The organism is Bradyrhizobium sp. YR681, from assembly GCF_000282615.1.
Lineage (GTDB): Bacteria > Pseudomonadota > Alphaproteobacteria > Rhizobiales > Xanthobacteraceae > Bradyrhizobium.
Window position 1 is genome coordinate 1 of the sequence record NZ_AKIY01000096.1, and the last position, 11,941, is coordinate 11,941.

The following is an 11,941-nucleotide window of genomic DNA, read 5'->3' on the forward strand; positions in this document are numbered from 1 at the left end:
GGCGGCCGCCGCGATCGCCTGCCGCGATGCCGGCATCGGGCTCGCCGCGCAATTGCTGGTCTATCCCGTCACCGACGTGGTCGGCGGCTACGCAGACGTGCGCGAAAACGCGCGCTTTCCGTCACGTGCCGACAATGCCGACGGCTACTTCCTCACGCGTGCGACGATGCAATGGTTTTGCGGCCACTATCTCGCCGATCCCGGCGACGCCGCCGACTGGCGCGTCTCGCCGCTGCGCGCGGCATCGCTTGCCGGCCTCGCGCCCGCGATCGTGACCACCGCCTGGTATGATCCCCTGCGCGACGAGGGCGCGGCCTATGCGAGGGCGCTGGAGGCCGCCGGCGTGCGGGTCAAGCACCATGAGGGCGCCGGATTGATTCACGGCTATTTCGGCCTCGGCGACGCCTCCGAGGTCGCGCGCGCCGAGGCGCAACGCGCGCGGGCCGATTTCAAGGCGTTGCTGGCGCGCGGGGTATGACGGCTAGGCCTGATGCGGCCGCTGCGCCCCGGTGTGCCCCCACGCCTCGTCCCAGTCCTGGCCGCTGGCATCGACCACGCGGCCGTCGGCCTCGAAGAACTTGTTGGGCACCTGGAAGATCGCGAGGATCAGCGCACCGTCCGGGCACCAGGCGGCGTGGCGGCTGCCCGCCTCGCGCCAGATGAACTCGCCGGCCTTGCAGGCGATCCCCTCGGCCGGCCCTTCCTTGTCGACGAGCGCGCCTTCGATCACATAGCTCTGCTCGATGCCGACATGCTCGTGATCGGGCAGCACGGATCCCGGCGCGAACCGCATCAGCGCCGTCATCAGGCCCGTGGCGCGGTCGAACAGCAAGGTCTTGGCCTCGCAGCCGGGGAAGCGCGTCTTCTGCCATTCCATTGTCTGGGGTTGAACCAGATGGGAATGCTGGTCGGCGGTCTGCGGGCTCGTCACGGCGTCCATGGCAACGCTCCGGTCCTGCTGCAATGGGACGAGCCTAACAGGTTCGCGCCCGGCGGTCAGCGCGCAGTGCAGCAAGCGGCGGGCGCGAATCCCAAAGCCCGCCTTTGGTGCTGTGCGTCAAGGCAAAATGCGTTCATCGCGCGCCGGAAATTGTCGGTGCCCGCGCCGGCACGCGCCGATCCAGCTTGATTGCGCCACGATTCCCGGCTCCAATCCACGCGCCATTTTTGGTTTAGGGAGACACCCATGATGAAGCGGATTTTTCTGGCTGCGATCGTTGCCACCTTTGCGGCGGGCTCGGCCTTCGCGGACGACACCTGCGAGAGCAAGGCCGTCGGCAAGGACGGCAAGCCGCTGGCCGGCGCCGCCAAGACCTCGTTCATGAAGAAGTGCAAGGCTGATGCCTGCACGCCCAAGGCCGTCAGCGCCGACGGCAAGCCGCTCGCCGGTGCCGCCAAGAACAGCTTCATGAAGAAGTGCGAAGTCAGCGCCTGACCACTGCGGCTACGTGCTCATTTAGCGAGCAATCGCGCCACGAACTCGTCATGCCCGGGAAGAAGCGCGCCTTCGCGCTAGATGTCCCGGGCATCCACATTTTTGTTTCCGAGTAACGACGACAAACGCCTCTTGTCTGTTCCCGCACGCCGAACGCGCAAAGGAAATCATCGCCACCCTAGACAGAGTGCCTCGGCTGGCGGATCATGCAGCGCTGAGCGAACCGGGGCGCATCAACGAGTCTTCCAGCAAAGGGTGGTCGAGATGTTGCAGTTTCGAGTGCGTGACTACACGATGGCGGCAATGGGCGTGCTCTTCGCGCTGCTCGTCAGTTTTGACGTCGCGCATGCAAGGGGCCCCGGTCTGCCCAACGTCATGGTCCTGGCAACCGGCGGCACGATCGCCGGCAGCGGGGCGAGCAGCACCACCGTGGTCGGCTACACCGCTGCCACCGTCGGCATCGAGACCCTCCTGAACGCCGTCCCCGAACTGAAAACGGTGGCGAACGTCAAGGGCGAGCAGGTTTTCCAGATCGCCAGCGAGAACATGAACAATGACTACTGGCTCAAGCTCGCCAAGCGCGTCAACACGCTCCTCGCCCAGGACGACGTCGATGGCATCGTGATCACGCACGGCACCGACACGATCGAGGAAACCAGCTATTTCCTGAACCTGGTCGTCAAGAGCAAGAAACCTGTCGTCGTCGTGGGCGCGATGCGGCCCTCGACAGCGATCAGCGCGGACGGGCCGATCAACCTCTTCAACGCGGTGATCCTAGCGGGCAGTGACGAAGCGGTAGGCAAGGGCGTGCTCGTTGCTCTCAACGATCAGATCAACGCGGCGCGCGACGTGACCAAGAACAACACCTCGACGGCGGACACCTTCCGCACGCCGGAGCTCGGCTTTCTCGGCTACATGCAGGGAAACAAGCCGTACTTCTATCGTCAATCGACGCGCCGGCACACGGCGGACTCCGAATTTGACGTCTCCACCCTCGATGTCCTGCCCCAGGTCGACATCGTCTACGGCTACGCCAACATGAACCGGGTCGCGATCGACGCGTTTGTCGCCGCAGGGGCCAAGGGGATCGTGCATGCCGGCGCGGGTGACGGCAGCCTTGCCCGGCCCGCGGTCGAGCCGGCGCTCGACGACGCCCACAAGAAGGGTGTCGCGATCGTTCGCAGCAGCCGTGTCGGCAACGGCATCGTCGCGCGCAATGGCGAAGCCAAGGACGACGAGCACGACTTCATCGTCTCGGATACGCTCAATCCCCAGAAGGCGCGTATCCTGCTGATGCTGGCGCTGACCAAGACGACCGACAGCAAGGAGATCCAGCGGATGTTCTACACGTATTAGACCATCCCGTGAGGTCTGTAGCCCCGACTGGCGATCGAAAACCTCACTCCCGCTTGTAACGGTAGTCAAAGGCGGTGCCGAGCGGCTTGATCAGCCCGACCGTCGGCGCCGGAAAATGAATCGGCAGGATCAGCGTGTCGGTGTCGGCGACGGAAGCGAAGAACTTTCGCCGCGACACCGCCGACTGCTTGGCATCCCAATCCGGCTTCGATGACCATTCCGGCTCGCGGCACTGGATCTGGTGATGCATGAGGTCACCCGCGACCACCGCGCGCTGGCCCTTCGAAAAGATGTTCACGCAGCAATGACAGGGGGAATGCCCCGGTGTCGGCGTCAGTGTGACGGTATCATCCAGCGCGTAGTCGTCATCGACCAGCAGTGCCTGCCCCGCCTCGACGATCGGCAGGCAATTGTCGCGGAAGACGGTGCCGGGCGGATCTTTGCCCTCAGCGTTCGCCGCCTCCCAGGCCGCATATTCGCCCTTGTGGAAGACGTATTTCGCGTTCGGGAACGTCGGCACCCAGCGGCCGTCGCGCAGGGTCGTGTTCCAGCCGGTGTGGTCGATGTGCAGATGCGTGCAGAAGACATAGTCGATCTGCTCGAAGCCGATTCCGAGCGCGAACAGCTCGTTGCGCCAGCGCTCCTTGCCGGGAAAGTCGAACGGCGGCGGATGGCCCTTGTCCTCGCCGGTGCAGGTGTCGACCAGTATGGTGTAGCGCGGCGTGCGCACCACGAAGGTCTGGTAGGTGATCACCATCATGCCGCGCGCGGCATCGAACACCTCCGGCTCCATCGTCGGCAGATGGCGCTTGAACACGCTCTCGTCGTAGGCCGGGAAGAAGTCCTGCGGCCGCCGCCACGGCCCCTCCCGCTCGATCACCGCATCGATGGTGATGTCGCCGATCCGCAGTTGCTTCATGGTTTTTCGCTCCCTTTTTCCAGAGAGCGTAGCGAACGGAGCAGGCGCGTTCAAGCTGCGATGACCATCGGCCTGCCATGCGCGGCGATAGCCCCAAATCGACCCCAAATACCACCGATGATCGTCGCGCAATTGGGAAGGAATCGGTGGGCAGGAAACTCGGAGTTGCGGCGGCGGCCATCCTTGCTGTCACGGCGGGCGTCTTCATCAACAACACCAGTCTTCTGGCACCGCATCGCGGCGGCCAACCTGCGTTGCTCGCGCATCGCGGCATGGCGCAGCGCTTCGACGAGCGCGACGTGAAGAACGACACTTGCACCGCCACGCGAATGCTGCCGCCGGCGCACGACTATCTGGAGAACACCATACGTTCAATGCGCGCGAGCTTCGAGGCCGGCGCCGACGAGGTCGAGCTCGACGTGCATCCGACCACCGACGGCGAGTTCGCCGTCTTCCACGACTGGACGCTCGACTGCCGCACCGACGGCCACGGCGTCACGCGCGAGCAGGCCATGGCCAGGCTGAAAACGCTCGACATCGGCCATGGCTACACCGCCGACGGCGGCAGGACCTTCCCGTTTCGCGGCAAGGGCATCGGGATGATGCCGACGCTCTCCGAGGTGTTTGCCGCCTTCCCCGACAAGCAACTCCTCATCAATGTGAAGAGCCGCGACGCTAACGAGGGCGCGAAGCTCGCGGCCGTGCTGAACGCGCTGCCTGCCGAGCGACGCCGGAGGATCATGGTGTATGGCGGCGATGAGCCGATCGAGGTGATCCGTCGCGACACGCCCGAGGTCCGCACGATTTCGCGCGGCGCGATCCGGAGCTGCCTGATCGGCTATATCGGTTATGGCTGGACCGGCCTCGTGCCGGCCGCCTGCCGAACTGCGATGGTGCTGGTTCCGATCAACGTCGCCCCCTGGCTGTGGGGCTGGCCCGATCGTTTTCTCGATCGTATGACCGACGCCAACAGCGCGGTATTCGTGCTCGGCCCCTACAGCGGCGGCGAGTTCTCGACCGGCATCGACACGCCGGAGCTGTTGGCGCGGCTTCCGCAAGGCTATTCCGGCGGGATCTGGACCAACGAGATCGAGACGATCGCCCGCAGCACCAGGAACTAGCTCCGCAATCCCGCGCTTCCCGCCCGGTGCGCGGGACGTGTGCCGCGTCGCGAGCTTCTTGCCGTTTCGCGATTGGGGTCCAGCCCGGAATGACGCGCGATCGTCTCACGGCCAAGGCGCCCCGGATACCCGTCAAGCCTGGTCCAGCAGATGCCGCGCGAATTCCGGCAGCGAGCGGAAGGCCATGTGCAGATTGTCGTCGAAGGAAGCGGTCTGATAGCCGTGGGACCGCCAGGCGCGGACGAGCGCTGCGCGGCTGAAGATCGAGACATGGCCGTTGCGCGGGCCGACATACCACCAATTGACGCCGAGCATCTCGAAATCGGGCGGCTGCACCAGCGTGGAGAACAGCACGAGCCCGGTCTCCTTCATGCTTGCCACGATGGCGGCGATGCCGGCCGTCGGATCGGGCATGTGCTCCAGCGTCTCGAAGCAGGTGACGATGTCGAATTTTTCCTCCAGCGGCCGCGCGAAATCGGCCACAAAGGGATCGAAAGTCCGCGGCTCCGGGAAGCCGGAGCTGCGCAACGTCTCGCTCAGCAGGCCATCGCCGCCGCCATAATCGAGCACGCGCAACTCGGTCTTGTTCGCCCCGAAAAGACTGTGCACCAGTCTCGCATTGCCGGTCGGCCGGACCTGCCTGTAATCGGGATCGACCTCGATATACCCGTCGTTATAGATCTCGGCCTTGAAGGTCGCCTCGCTCCAATCGTCGAATGCGTCGGTGAACAGGAATTCGCAGCTCAGGCAGCGGCGATAATAGACCGGCATTCCCGACAGCGGCAGCCGCCTGACGCGAGCTTCGCTGCAATGCTTGGCGAAATCGACCACGCCGAACAGCGCGGCCTCTCCGCCACAGATCTTGCACGGCAGAGGCGTCGTGGAGACGTCCTTCAGTTTGGTGATCATGCCCCGTTCCGCAACCATCGCCCGGGGCGGACCATCGCCGGTGAGGATTGCGCGAGGCTTGCGCGGCCGCGACCGTTTCGCGACGTTCACGCTCCTCGCTGAGGCAGAGGAACGAGAGCGGCTGACGCGCCAAAGCGAGCGAATTCATTGCAATTCTCGCGATCCGGTTGTAGCCCGGATGAAGCGAAGCGTAATCCGGGACAGCCCTCGCATGGTCCGCTATCGGAGAAATTTCGTACCCGGCGGGAGCTACTTCTTCACTGCGACGCTGCACGATCGAAGATCGTCCGCGCTGGTCGAGCACGCGGAAAAACTCCGCGCAGCGTTTCGGATCGCTCGCGGCGAGAGGCCATTCACGATCGATGCGATTGTGGTCCTGCCCGATCATCTGCACGTCATCATGACGCTGCCGGACAACGACGCTGACTTCTCCAGCAGATGGCGCCGAATCAAGAGTGTCTTCACGCACCGACTGGCGACTTCAGGCGTTCTCATCTCGCGCAACCATCGCGGTGAGTTCTCCCTGTGGCAGAGGCGCTTTTGGGAACACACCATCCGCGACGAGGCGGATTTCGAACGCTGCGCCGACTACATTCATTTCAATCCGGTCAAGCACCGCCTCGTTGCGTCACCGATTGACTGGCCGTACTCGTCACTCCATCGCTACGTTCGCGCGGGCCTGCTGCCCGCTGATTGGGGAGGAGCCGGCGAAATCGGCGGCAACTTCGGAGAGCGCGGAGATTGAATCCCGGATTGCGCTTCGCTCCATCCGGGCTACGCACTCCGCCGCCTCCCCGTAGCCCGGATGGAGCGAAGCGTAATCCGGGGCCGGACCATCCGCATCGCAACGAGCACCCGTGCAGCACGAAACCCGGATTGCGCTACGCTCCATCCGGGCTACGCACCCGCCGCCTCCCCGTAGCCCGGATGGAGCGAAGCGTAATCCGGGGCCGGACCATCCGCATCGCAACGAGCACCCGTGCGGCACGAAACCCGGATTGCGCTACGCTCCATCCGGGCTGCCGATCCCGTCTAGGACCGCAATCCCGGCGCTTCCTGCCCGGTGCGGGCGACATATTCGGTGTAGCCGCCGCCGAACTGGTGGATGCCTTCCGGCGTCAGCTCGAGCACCCGGTTCGACAGCGTCGCCAGGAAGTGCCGGTCATGCGAGACGAACAGCATGGTGCCCTCGAAATCCGACAGCGCGTTGATCAGCATCTCCTTGGTGGCGAGGTCGAGATGGTTGGTCGGCTCGTCCAGCACCAGGAAGTTCGGCGGATCGAACAGCATTTTTGCCATCACGAGGCGCGCCTTCTCGCCGCCCGAGAGCACGCGGCAGCGCTTCTCGACGTCGTCGCCGGAGAAGCCGAAGCAGCCGGCGAGCGCGCGCAAGGAGCCCTGCCCCGCGGTCGGAAACTGGTCTTCCAGCGACTGGAATACGGTGCGCTCGCCGTCGAGCAGATCCATGGCGTGCTGGGCGAAATAACCCATCTTGACGCTGCCGCCGACCGCGACCGTCCCCTCGTCGGGTTCGCTCGCACCCGCGATGAGCTTGAGCAGCGTCGACTTGCCAGCACCGTTGACGCCCATCACGCACCAGCGCTCGCGGCGGCGGATCATGAAGTCGAGCCCGTCATAGATCCGCTTGCTGCCATAGCCCTTGTAGACGTTCTTGAGCGCCACGACGTCCTCGCCCGAGCGCGGCGCCGGCGGAAAGTCGAAGGCGACGGTCTGGCGGCGACGCGGCGGCTCGACCCGCTCGATCTTGTCGAGCTTCTTCACCCGGCTCTGCACCTGGGCGGCATGGGACGCGCGCGCCTTGAAGCGCTCGATGAACTTTATCTCCTTGGCGAGCATGGCCTGCTGGCGCTCGAACTGGGCCTGCTGCTGCTTCTCGTTCTGCGCCCGCTGCTGCTCGTAGAATTCGTAATCGCCGGTGTAGGTGGTGAGCGAGCCGCTGTCGATCTCGATCACCTTGGAGATGACGCGGTTGATGAACTCGCGGTCATGCGAGGTCATCAGCAGCGTGCCCTCGTAATCGTGCAAGAACTTCTCCAGCCAGATCAGGCTTTCGAGATCGAGATGGTTGCTCGGCTCGTCGAGCAGCATAACGTCGGGCCGCATCAAGAGAATACGCGCCAGCGCCACGCGCATCTTCCAGCCGCCCGAGAGCTTGCCGACATCGCCGTCCATCATCTCCTGGCTGAAGCCGAGGCCCGACAGCGCCTCGCGCGCCCGGCCGTCGAGCGCGTAGCCGTCGAGCTCCTCGAAGGCATGCTGCACCTCGCCGTAGCGCGCGATGATCTCGTCCATCTGGTCGGCCTTGTCAGGATCGGCCATCGCAACCTCGAGCTGGTGCAACTCGGCCGCGACCTCGCTGACGGGACCGGCGCCGTTCATGACCTCGGCCACGGCGCTGCGCCCGGACATCTCGCCGACGTCCTGGTTGAAATAGCCGATGGTGATGCCGCGATCGGTCGAGACCTGCCCCTCGTCGGGGAGCTCCTCACCGGCAATCATCCGGAACAAAGTGGTCTTGCCGGCGCCGTTCGGCCCGACGAGGCCGATCTTCTCGCCCTTGTTGAGAGCGGCGGAGGCTTCGATGAACAGGATCTGGTGGCCGGCTTGCTTGCTGACGTTGTCGAGGCGGATCATGGGGTCTTTTCAGGGGGATTTTTGCGCTGCAGCGTAATAGGCCATGCGGCTCCCCAGGGGAAGCCCGGCAAGGCCCGGATTCCGCCGTCGCTGGCCGGTCCGGGCTGCTGTTCCGCGCCGCGCGCCACTTCGAGCCCTCAGGCTCCGAGCGCCGCAAGCCCCGCCGCGGCGACCTGCGCGTCCTGGGTCGATTGCATGCCAGACACGCCGATCGCGCCGATCACCCTGCCGTCGCGCAGGATCGGAAGGCCGCCTTCCAGAGGCGTCAGATTGGTCATGCCGAGAAGTCGCAGATGAAGGCCACCGTCAGCGAGCGCGGATTCGAACGCTCCTGTCGGCCGCCTGAAATCAGCGGCCGTCTTCGCCTTCTGCTGAGCGACGAGCACGCTGCCGTGCTGGGCTTGGTCGAGACGGCACAACAGCACGAGATGACCGCCGCTATCGGTCACCGCGATCACCATCGGCCATCCATGACGCTCGGCTTCAGCGCGCGCTGCATCGGCGACCAGCGCGGCCTCGTCGAACGTTATAGGGGGGCCGTAGAGAGGCGTCAGGGCTGCAATCGGCGCTTTTGCCGTCGAGGGGGCGATCTTCGTCATGGAGTGCTCCAAACCATTGAGAGCCCATCAACAGCACGTTGCACATCTGGTGATAATATATGATATCCTGGATACATTATCTCACTTGTCGAGAGAATAGCCCTGACCTCGCTTGCGGACTACACGACGTTTCTGGGGATCGTTGACGAGGGCAGCCTGACGTCGGCCGCAGCTCGTCTCGGCCGATCGCTCCAGGCGGTCAGCCGCTCGCTGGCACGGCTCGAACAGGATCTTGGCATAGAGCTTGTGTCGCGGACGACGCGGCGCCTGCACCCGACGGCGGCGGGACTCGATTTTGCCGACCGCATCCGCCTGGCACTCGCGACCATCGACGGCGCCCGCGAAGACCTGATCGCCAGCGACCGGCGCCTCGCCGGCCCCATCCGCGTCGGCACGTCGAGCCTGTTCGGCCCCGAATATGTGACACCCGCGCTGAGCCAGTTCCTGACGCGGAATCCCGATGTCGACATCGAACTTGTCCTGTCCGACGAGCATGTCGACCTCGTCGCCGAGAAGCTGGATTTCGCGGTCCGTATCGGCAACCTGCCGAACTCGAACATGCGGGTTCGCCGCATCGGCGGGCTGAGCTGGGCGGTCTTCGCGTCACCGGCTTATCTCGCCGCACACGGCCGTCCCGAGCTTCCACGAGAGCTGTCCCGTCATGAGTGCGTGTTGCGAGCCAGCGACGACGACAGATGGGTGTTCGACAACGACAGGCGGCGCATCGCAGTGCGTGGCCGCTTTCGGTCGGAAAATGCCGCCGTGCGCAATGCGGCCGTCGCGTCGGGCATTGGCATCGGACTCGCACCGCTCTGGCAGGTGCGCAAGCTCATCGAGCAAGGGATCGTCGAGCAGATCCTCGTCGGCCACGAGCCGCCACCCATTCCACTCCAGATCGTTCGGGCCAGACGAGGCGCCGGCGCGTTGCCGCGGCGTGTCCGTGCCGCGATGGACTTTCTCGTCGCGCGCCTCTCGGCCCTGCGGATATGAGGCGTGGCTCTCGCGCTGGCGGCGACCGTATCGTGCGGCATCGGTCCAAAGCGCGCCAGCCGACCTGCAAGGCGTGATGTCCGCCATTACCCGAGAGCAGACTTGCCGCTGCTGCCCGTCAGGCGTCGGCTTTTGACCCAAATCCGACATTGCGGAAAATGGCCATTGCGACGCGGCATAACGCTTTTGTGTGGTTTCCCGTTGAACACGGGTTAGCCTGATCTGACCTATTTTATGGGAGATGAGCATTTCGAGGTGCGTTCGACTTGTCTAGCGGTCACATCATGAACGTCGAGGCCATTTGCCTGTTGGCGGTCGGAGTTGTCTTGCTCCTCGGCCCGGTCGCATTTCAAATGGGTTTTTGGCCCGGACTGGGCGTCGTGCTTATTTGCTTCGGCGTGATGCTGATCGGGGGCGGGATCGTTTATCAAATCGCGAAAGCGCCGTCGAGCGGCGGGAAACCATCTTTCGAGGATCGCGCCTATAGCGCGTGCGTAGAACCGAAATACGAGCTTCCAGAATGGTTGCAGGTCCTATGGTGGATCGTCGCTGTCCCTGCTTTTTTTGCAGGATTTGCACCGGCATTTGACCTGTGTGTTTTTGGAACGGGAGGTTTGCTGCTCATATTTACGTGCATCTACAACAAGGCGAAAACCGGTTTGTGGTGGCCAGGAGCCAAGTGGAATGCTGCAAAAGAGAGCGACTAAGGCCGCCTCAGTTGGAGCGGCATCTTTCATTTTCATCTCCACGATGACTTCCGCTGTTGGCCCAAGGCAGACGTTCATCCAGACCAGATTCCAGGTCCGTTTTGCCGTAAGCGGACCGCGCCTTCCATGAGCCCCCGCCCCTACGCCCTTCGCATCAGCTTGAGCGACGCCGCCAGCCGCAGGCTGCGCTTGCCGGCCAGCGCGATGCCTTCGAGCTCGCCGCTGTCTTCCGTGCAGGTTCCGGAGAAACCGATCCCGACCTCATAGCCGCCAAAGACAGGGTTCTCGCCTTTCGCCGGCGTATGCTCCTGGTTCAGAATCTCGCCCTTCCAGCGGCCGTCCGCCGACGAGTACGAGCCGAGATAGTAGAAGAAGGCATCGCCACCAAGAATGCGGCCGTCGATCAGGAGCATGACGCCGGACAATCCCGCATCGACGCCGTCGAGCGCGCGCAGGCCCATCCCGTAGAGTCCGTTGGCGATGCCGCCGGGACCGACCTCTCCGCTCGGCGGCAGCGCCTCGTCGTCGAGCGGCGTGAGGTTGGCCCAGAATTTTGCGCCCGGCATGGTGTTCGCGCCGCCCTCGAGACGGATCTGGTTGCCGAAGAGCCGCCCGCGTGCGCCGATCGCGGCGACATCGGCGCCCATCAACGGCTTGTAGTTCGGATCCAGATTATGCCGCTCGGTGATGACCTCGGCGACGATCTCGCCGCCCTGTTCGACATAGGTGCCAAGATGCGCGAAGCCCGAATTGCCGCCCAGCATCTTGCCGTCATGCAGGCACATGATGCTGCGGCCGAACGCATCGTTGACGCCGTATTCAACCTTGTAGAGTCCATCCAGCAACGCACTAAGTCCACAAAATCAGAAAGGAATCGGAAGGCTACCTAGCACTGCCGCCGCACCTAGGCCATCCGGCTTTTCCGCGCAGGGGCGCGCCCCAACCCCTTCGCCGCACGATGCCATCATGCCCCTGTTTTGCCCGACGGGTCAATCGAATTTTCGTAAAATCCGCAATCTTGCAATTTCAACAACTTGGCTACTGTGTATGGGGTTGTTTTCGATTTTCTTCATGTGTGCGGCCCCGGATGGCTTTCGAACCAACCCGGGCAAGCCTGCGACGAAAGCGGCATGGACCAGAGGGAACCGACAGCCGAGCAACAGGTCGCAGCGATTATCGCCAGCGCGGCGAAGCAACCGCTGCTCGACGCGGCCTTCGAAATATGGTGCCGCCGCTACCGGCTCCCCCCC

General features: G+C 64.2%; 14 protein-coding genes. 7 read left to right on the forward strand and 7 right to left on the reverse strand.

Translation table 11 applies throughout. The features are described 5' to 3' along the window. On the forward strand, window positions 1–478 hold a 478-nt coding region (locus PMI42_RS10420; RefSeq protein ID WP_008133372.1), incomplete at its 5' end, for an alpha/beta hydrolase fold domain-containing protein. Window positions 479–481: 3 nt separating this feature from the next. Here the strand turns inward: PMI42_RS10420 and PMI42_RS10425 are convergent. Beyond that, window positions 482–940, reverse strand: coding sequence for a cupin domain-containing protein (locus PMI42_RS10425; RefSeq protein WP_008133374.1), 459 nt, complete (start codon window positions 938–940; stop codon window positions 482–484). Between the two features lie 246 nt (window positions 941–1,186). Between PMI42_RS10425 and PMI42_RS10430 the strand changes: the two genes are divergently transcribed. Both PMI42_RS10430 and PMI42_RS10435 read left to right on the forward strand, forming a co-directional pair. Next, window positions 1,187–1,435, forward strand: coding sequence for a hypothetical protein (locus PMI42_RS10430; protein WP_008133377.1), 249 nt, complete (start codon window positions 1,187–1,189; stop codon window positions 1,433–1,435). Between the two features lie 264 nt (window positions 1,436–1,699). Continuing rightward, complete coding sequence (locus PMI42_RS10435; RefSeq protein WP_008133379.1) at window positions 1,700–2,791, forward strand: type II asparaginase; 1,092 nt, start codon at window positions 1,700–1,702, stop codon at window positions 2,789–2,791. 43 nt (window positions 2,792–2,834) lie between these two features. Here PMI42_RS10435 and PMI42_RS10440 read toward each other — a convergent pair whose 3' ends face one another. Further along, entirely contained in the window at window positions 2,835–3,710 is an 876-nt protein-coding gene (locus PMI42_RS10440; RefSeq protein ID WP_008133380.1) for an MBL fold metallo-hydrolase, read from the reverse strand. 146 nt (window positions 3,711–3,856) lie between these two features. Here PMI42_RS10440 and PMI42_RS10445 point away from each other — a divergent pair, with 146 nt between their 5' ends. Continuing rightward, window positions 3,857–4,831, forward strand: a complete 975-nt coding sequence (locus tag PMI42_RS10445; RefSeq protein WP_008133382.1) for a glycerophosphodiester phosphodiesterase family protein — start codon at window positions 3,857–3,859, stop codon at window positions 4,829–4,831. Window positions 4,832–4,963: 132 nt separating this feature from the next. On the opposite strand, the gene PMI42_RS10450 is transcribed toward PMI42_RS10445, so the two are convergent. Beyond that, a complete protein-coding gene (locus PMI42_RS10450; RefSeq protein ID WP_008133384.1) occupies window positions 4,964–5,740 on the reverse strand; it encodes a class I SAM-dependent methyltransferase in 777 nt (258 codons plus the stop codon). Between the two features lie 211 nt (window positions 5,741–5,951). Between PMI42_RS10450 and PMI42_RS10455 the strand changes: the two genes are divergently transcribed. Further along, window positions 5,952–6,485: an REP-associated tyrosine transposase gene (locus PMI42_RS10455; protein ID WP_008133386.1), complete on the forward strand. Its 534-nt coding sequence runs from the start codon at window positions 5,952–5,954 to the stop codon at window positions 6,483–6,485. Between the two features lie 287 nt (window positions 6,486–6,772). On the opposite strand, the gene PMI42_RS10460 is transcribed toward PMI42_RS10455, so the two are convergent. Both PMI42_RS10460 and PMI42_RS10465 read right to left on the reverse strand, forming a co-directional pair. Then, entirely contained in the window at window positions 6,773–8,395 is a 1,623-nt protein-coding gene (locus PMI42_RS10460) for an ABC-F family ATP-binding cassette domain-containing protein (RefSeq protein ID WP_008133387.1), read from the reverse strand. Window positions 8,396–8,532: 137 nt separating this feature from the next. Then, window positions 8,533–8,994: a GlcG/HbpS family heme-binding protein gene (locus tag PMI42_RS10465; RefSeq protein ID WP_008133389.1), complete on the reverse strand. Its 462-nt coding sequence runs from the start codon at window positions 8,992–8,994 to the stop codon at window positions 8,533–8,535. Window positions 8,995–9,096: 102 nt separating this feature from the next. Between PMI42_RS10465 and PMI42_RS10470 the strand changes: the two genes are divergently transcribed. Then, the gene (locus tag PMI42_RS10470; protein WP_035965159.1) at window positions 9,097–9,984 is read left to right on the forward strand and encodes a LysR family transcriptional regulator; all 888 of its coding nucleotides are present in this window, start codon (window positions 9,097–9,099) and stop codon (window positions 9,982–9,984) included. A gap of 284 nt (window positions 9,985–10,268) precedes the next feature. After that, window positions 10,269–10,691: a hypothetical protein gene (locus PMI42_RS10475; protein ID WP_035965162.1), complete on the forward strand. Its 423-nt coding sequence runs from the start codon at window positions 10,269–10,271 to the stop codon at window positions 10,689–10,691. Between the two features lie 140 nt (window positions 10,692–10,831). Here the strand turns inward: PMI42_RS10475 and PMI42_RS10480 are convergent, their stop codons facing one another. After that, window positions 10,832–11,536: a hypothetical protein gene (locus tag PMI42_RS10480; protein WP_008133394.1), complete on the reverse strand. Its 705-nt coding sequence runs from the start codon at window positions 11,534–11,536 to the stop codon at window positions 10,832–10,834. Window positions 11,537–11,680: 144 nt separating this feature from the next. Then, on the reverse strand, window positions 11,681–11,941 hold a 261-nt coding region (locus PMI42_RS40275; RefSeq protein ID WP_210160933.1), incomplete at its 5' end, for a hypothetical protein.

Bases quoted from the DNA above. Each gene is read 5' to 3' on its own strand.
- PMI42_RS10425 (WP_008133374.1), bottom strand. From the start codon at position 940: ATGGACGCCGTGACGAGCCCGCAGACCGCCGACCAGCATTCCCATCTG.
- PMI42_RS10430 (WP_008133377.1), top strand. From the start codon at position 1,187: ATGATGAAGCGGATTTTTCTGGCTGCGATCGTTGCCACCTTTGCGGCG.
- PMI42_RS10435 (WP_008133379.1), top strand. From the start codon at position 1,700: ATGTTGCAGTTTCGAGTGCGTGACTACACGATGGCGGCAATGGGCGTG.
- PMI42_RS10440 (WP_008133380.1), bottom strand. From the start codon at position 3,710: ATGAAGCAACTGCGGATCGGCGACATCACCATCGATGCGGTGATCGAG.
- PMI42_RS10450 (WP_008133384.1), bottom strand. From the start codon at position 5,740: ATGATCACCAAACTGAAGGACGTCTCCACGACGCCTCTGCCGTGCAAG.
- PMI42_RS10455 (WP_008133386.1), top strand. From the start codon at position 5,952: ATGGTCCGCTATCGGAGAAATTTCGTACCCGGCGGGAGCTACTTCTTC.
- PMI42_RS10460 (WP_008133387.1), bottom strand. From the start codon at position 8,395: ATGATCCGCCTCGACAACGTCAGCAAGCAAGCCGGCCACCAGATCCTG.
- PMI42_RS10465 (WP_008133389.1), bottom strand. From the start codon at position 8,994: ATGACGAAGATCGCCCCCTCGACGGCAAAAGCGCCGATTGCAGCCCTG.
- PMI42_RS10475 (WP_035965162.1), top strand. From the start codon at position 10,269: ATGAACGTCGAGGCCATTTGCCTGTTGGCGGTCGGAGTTGTCTTGCTC.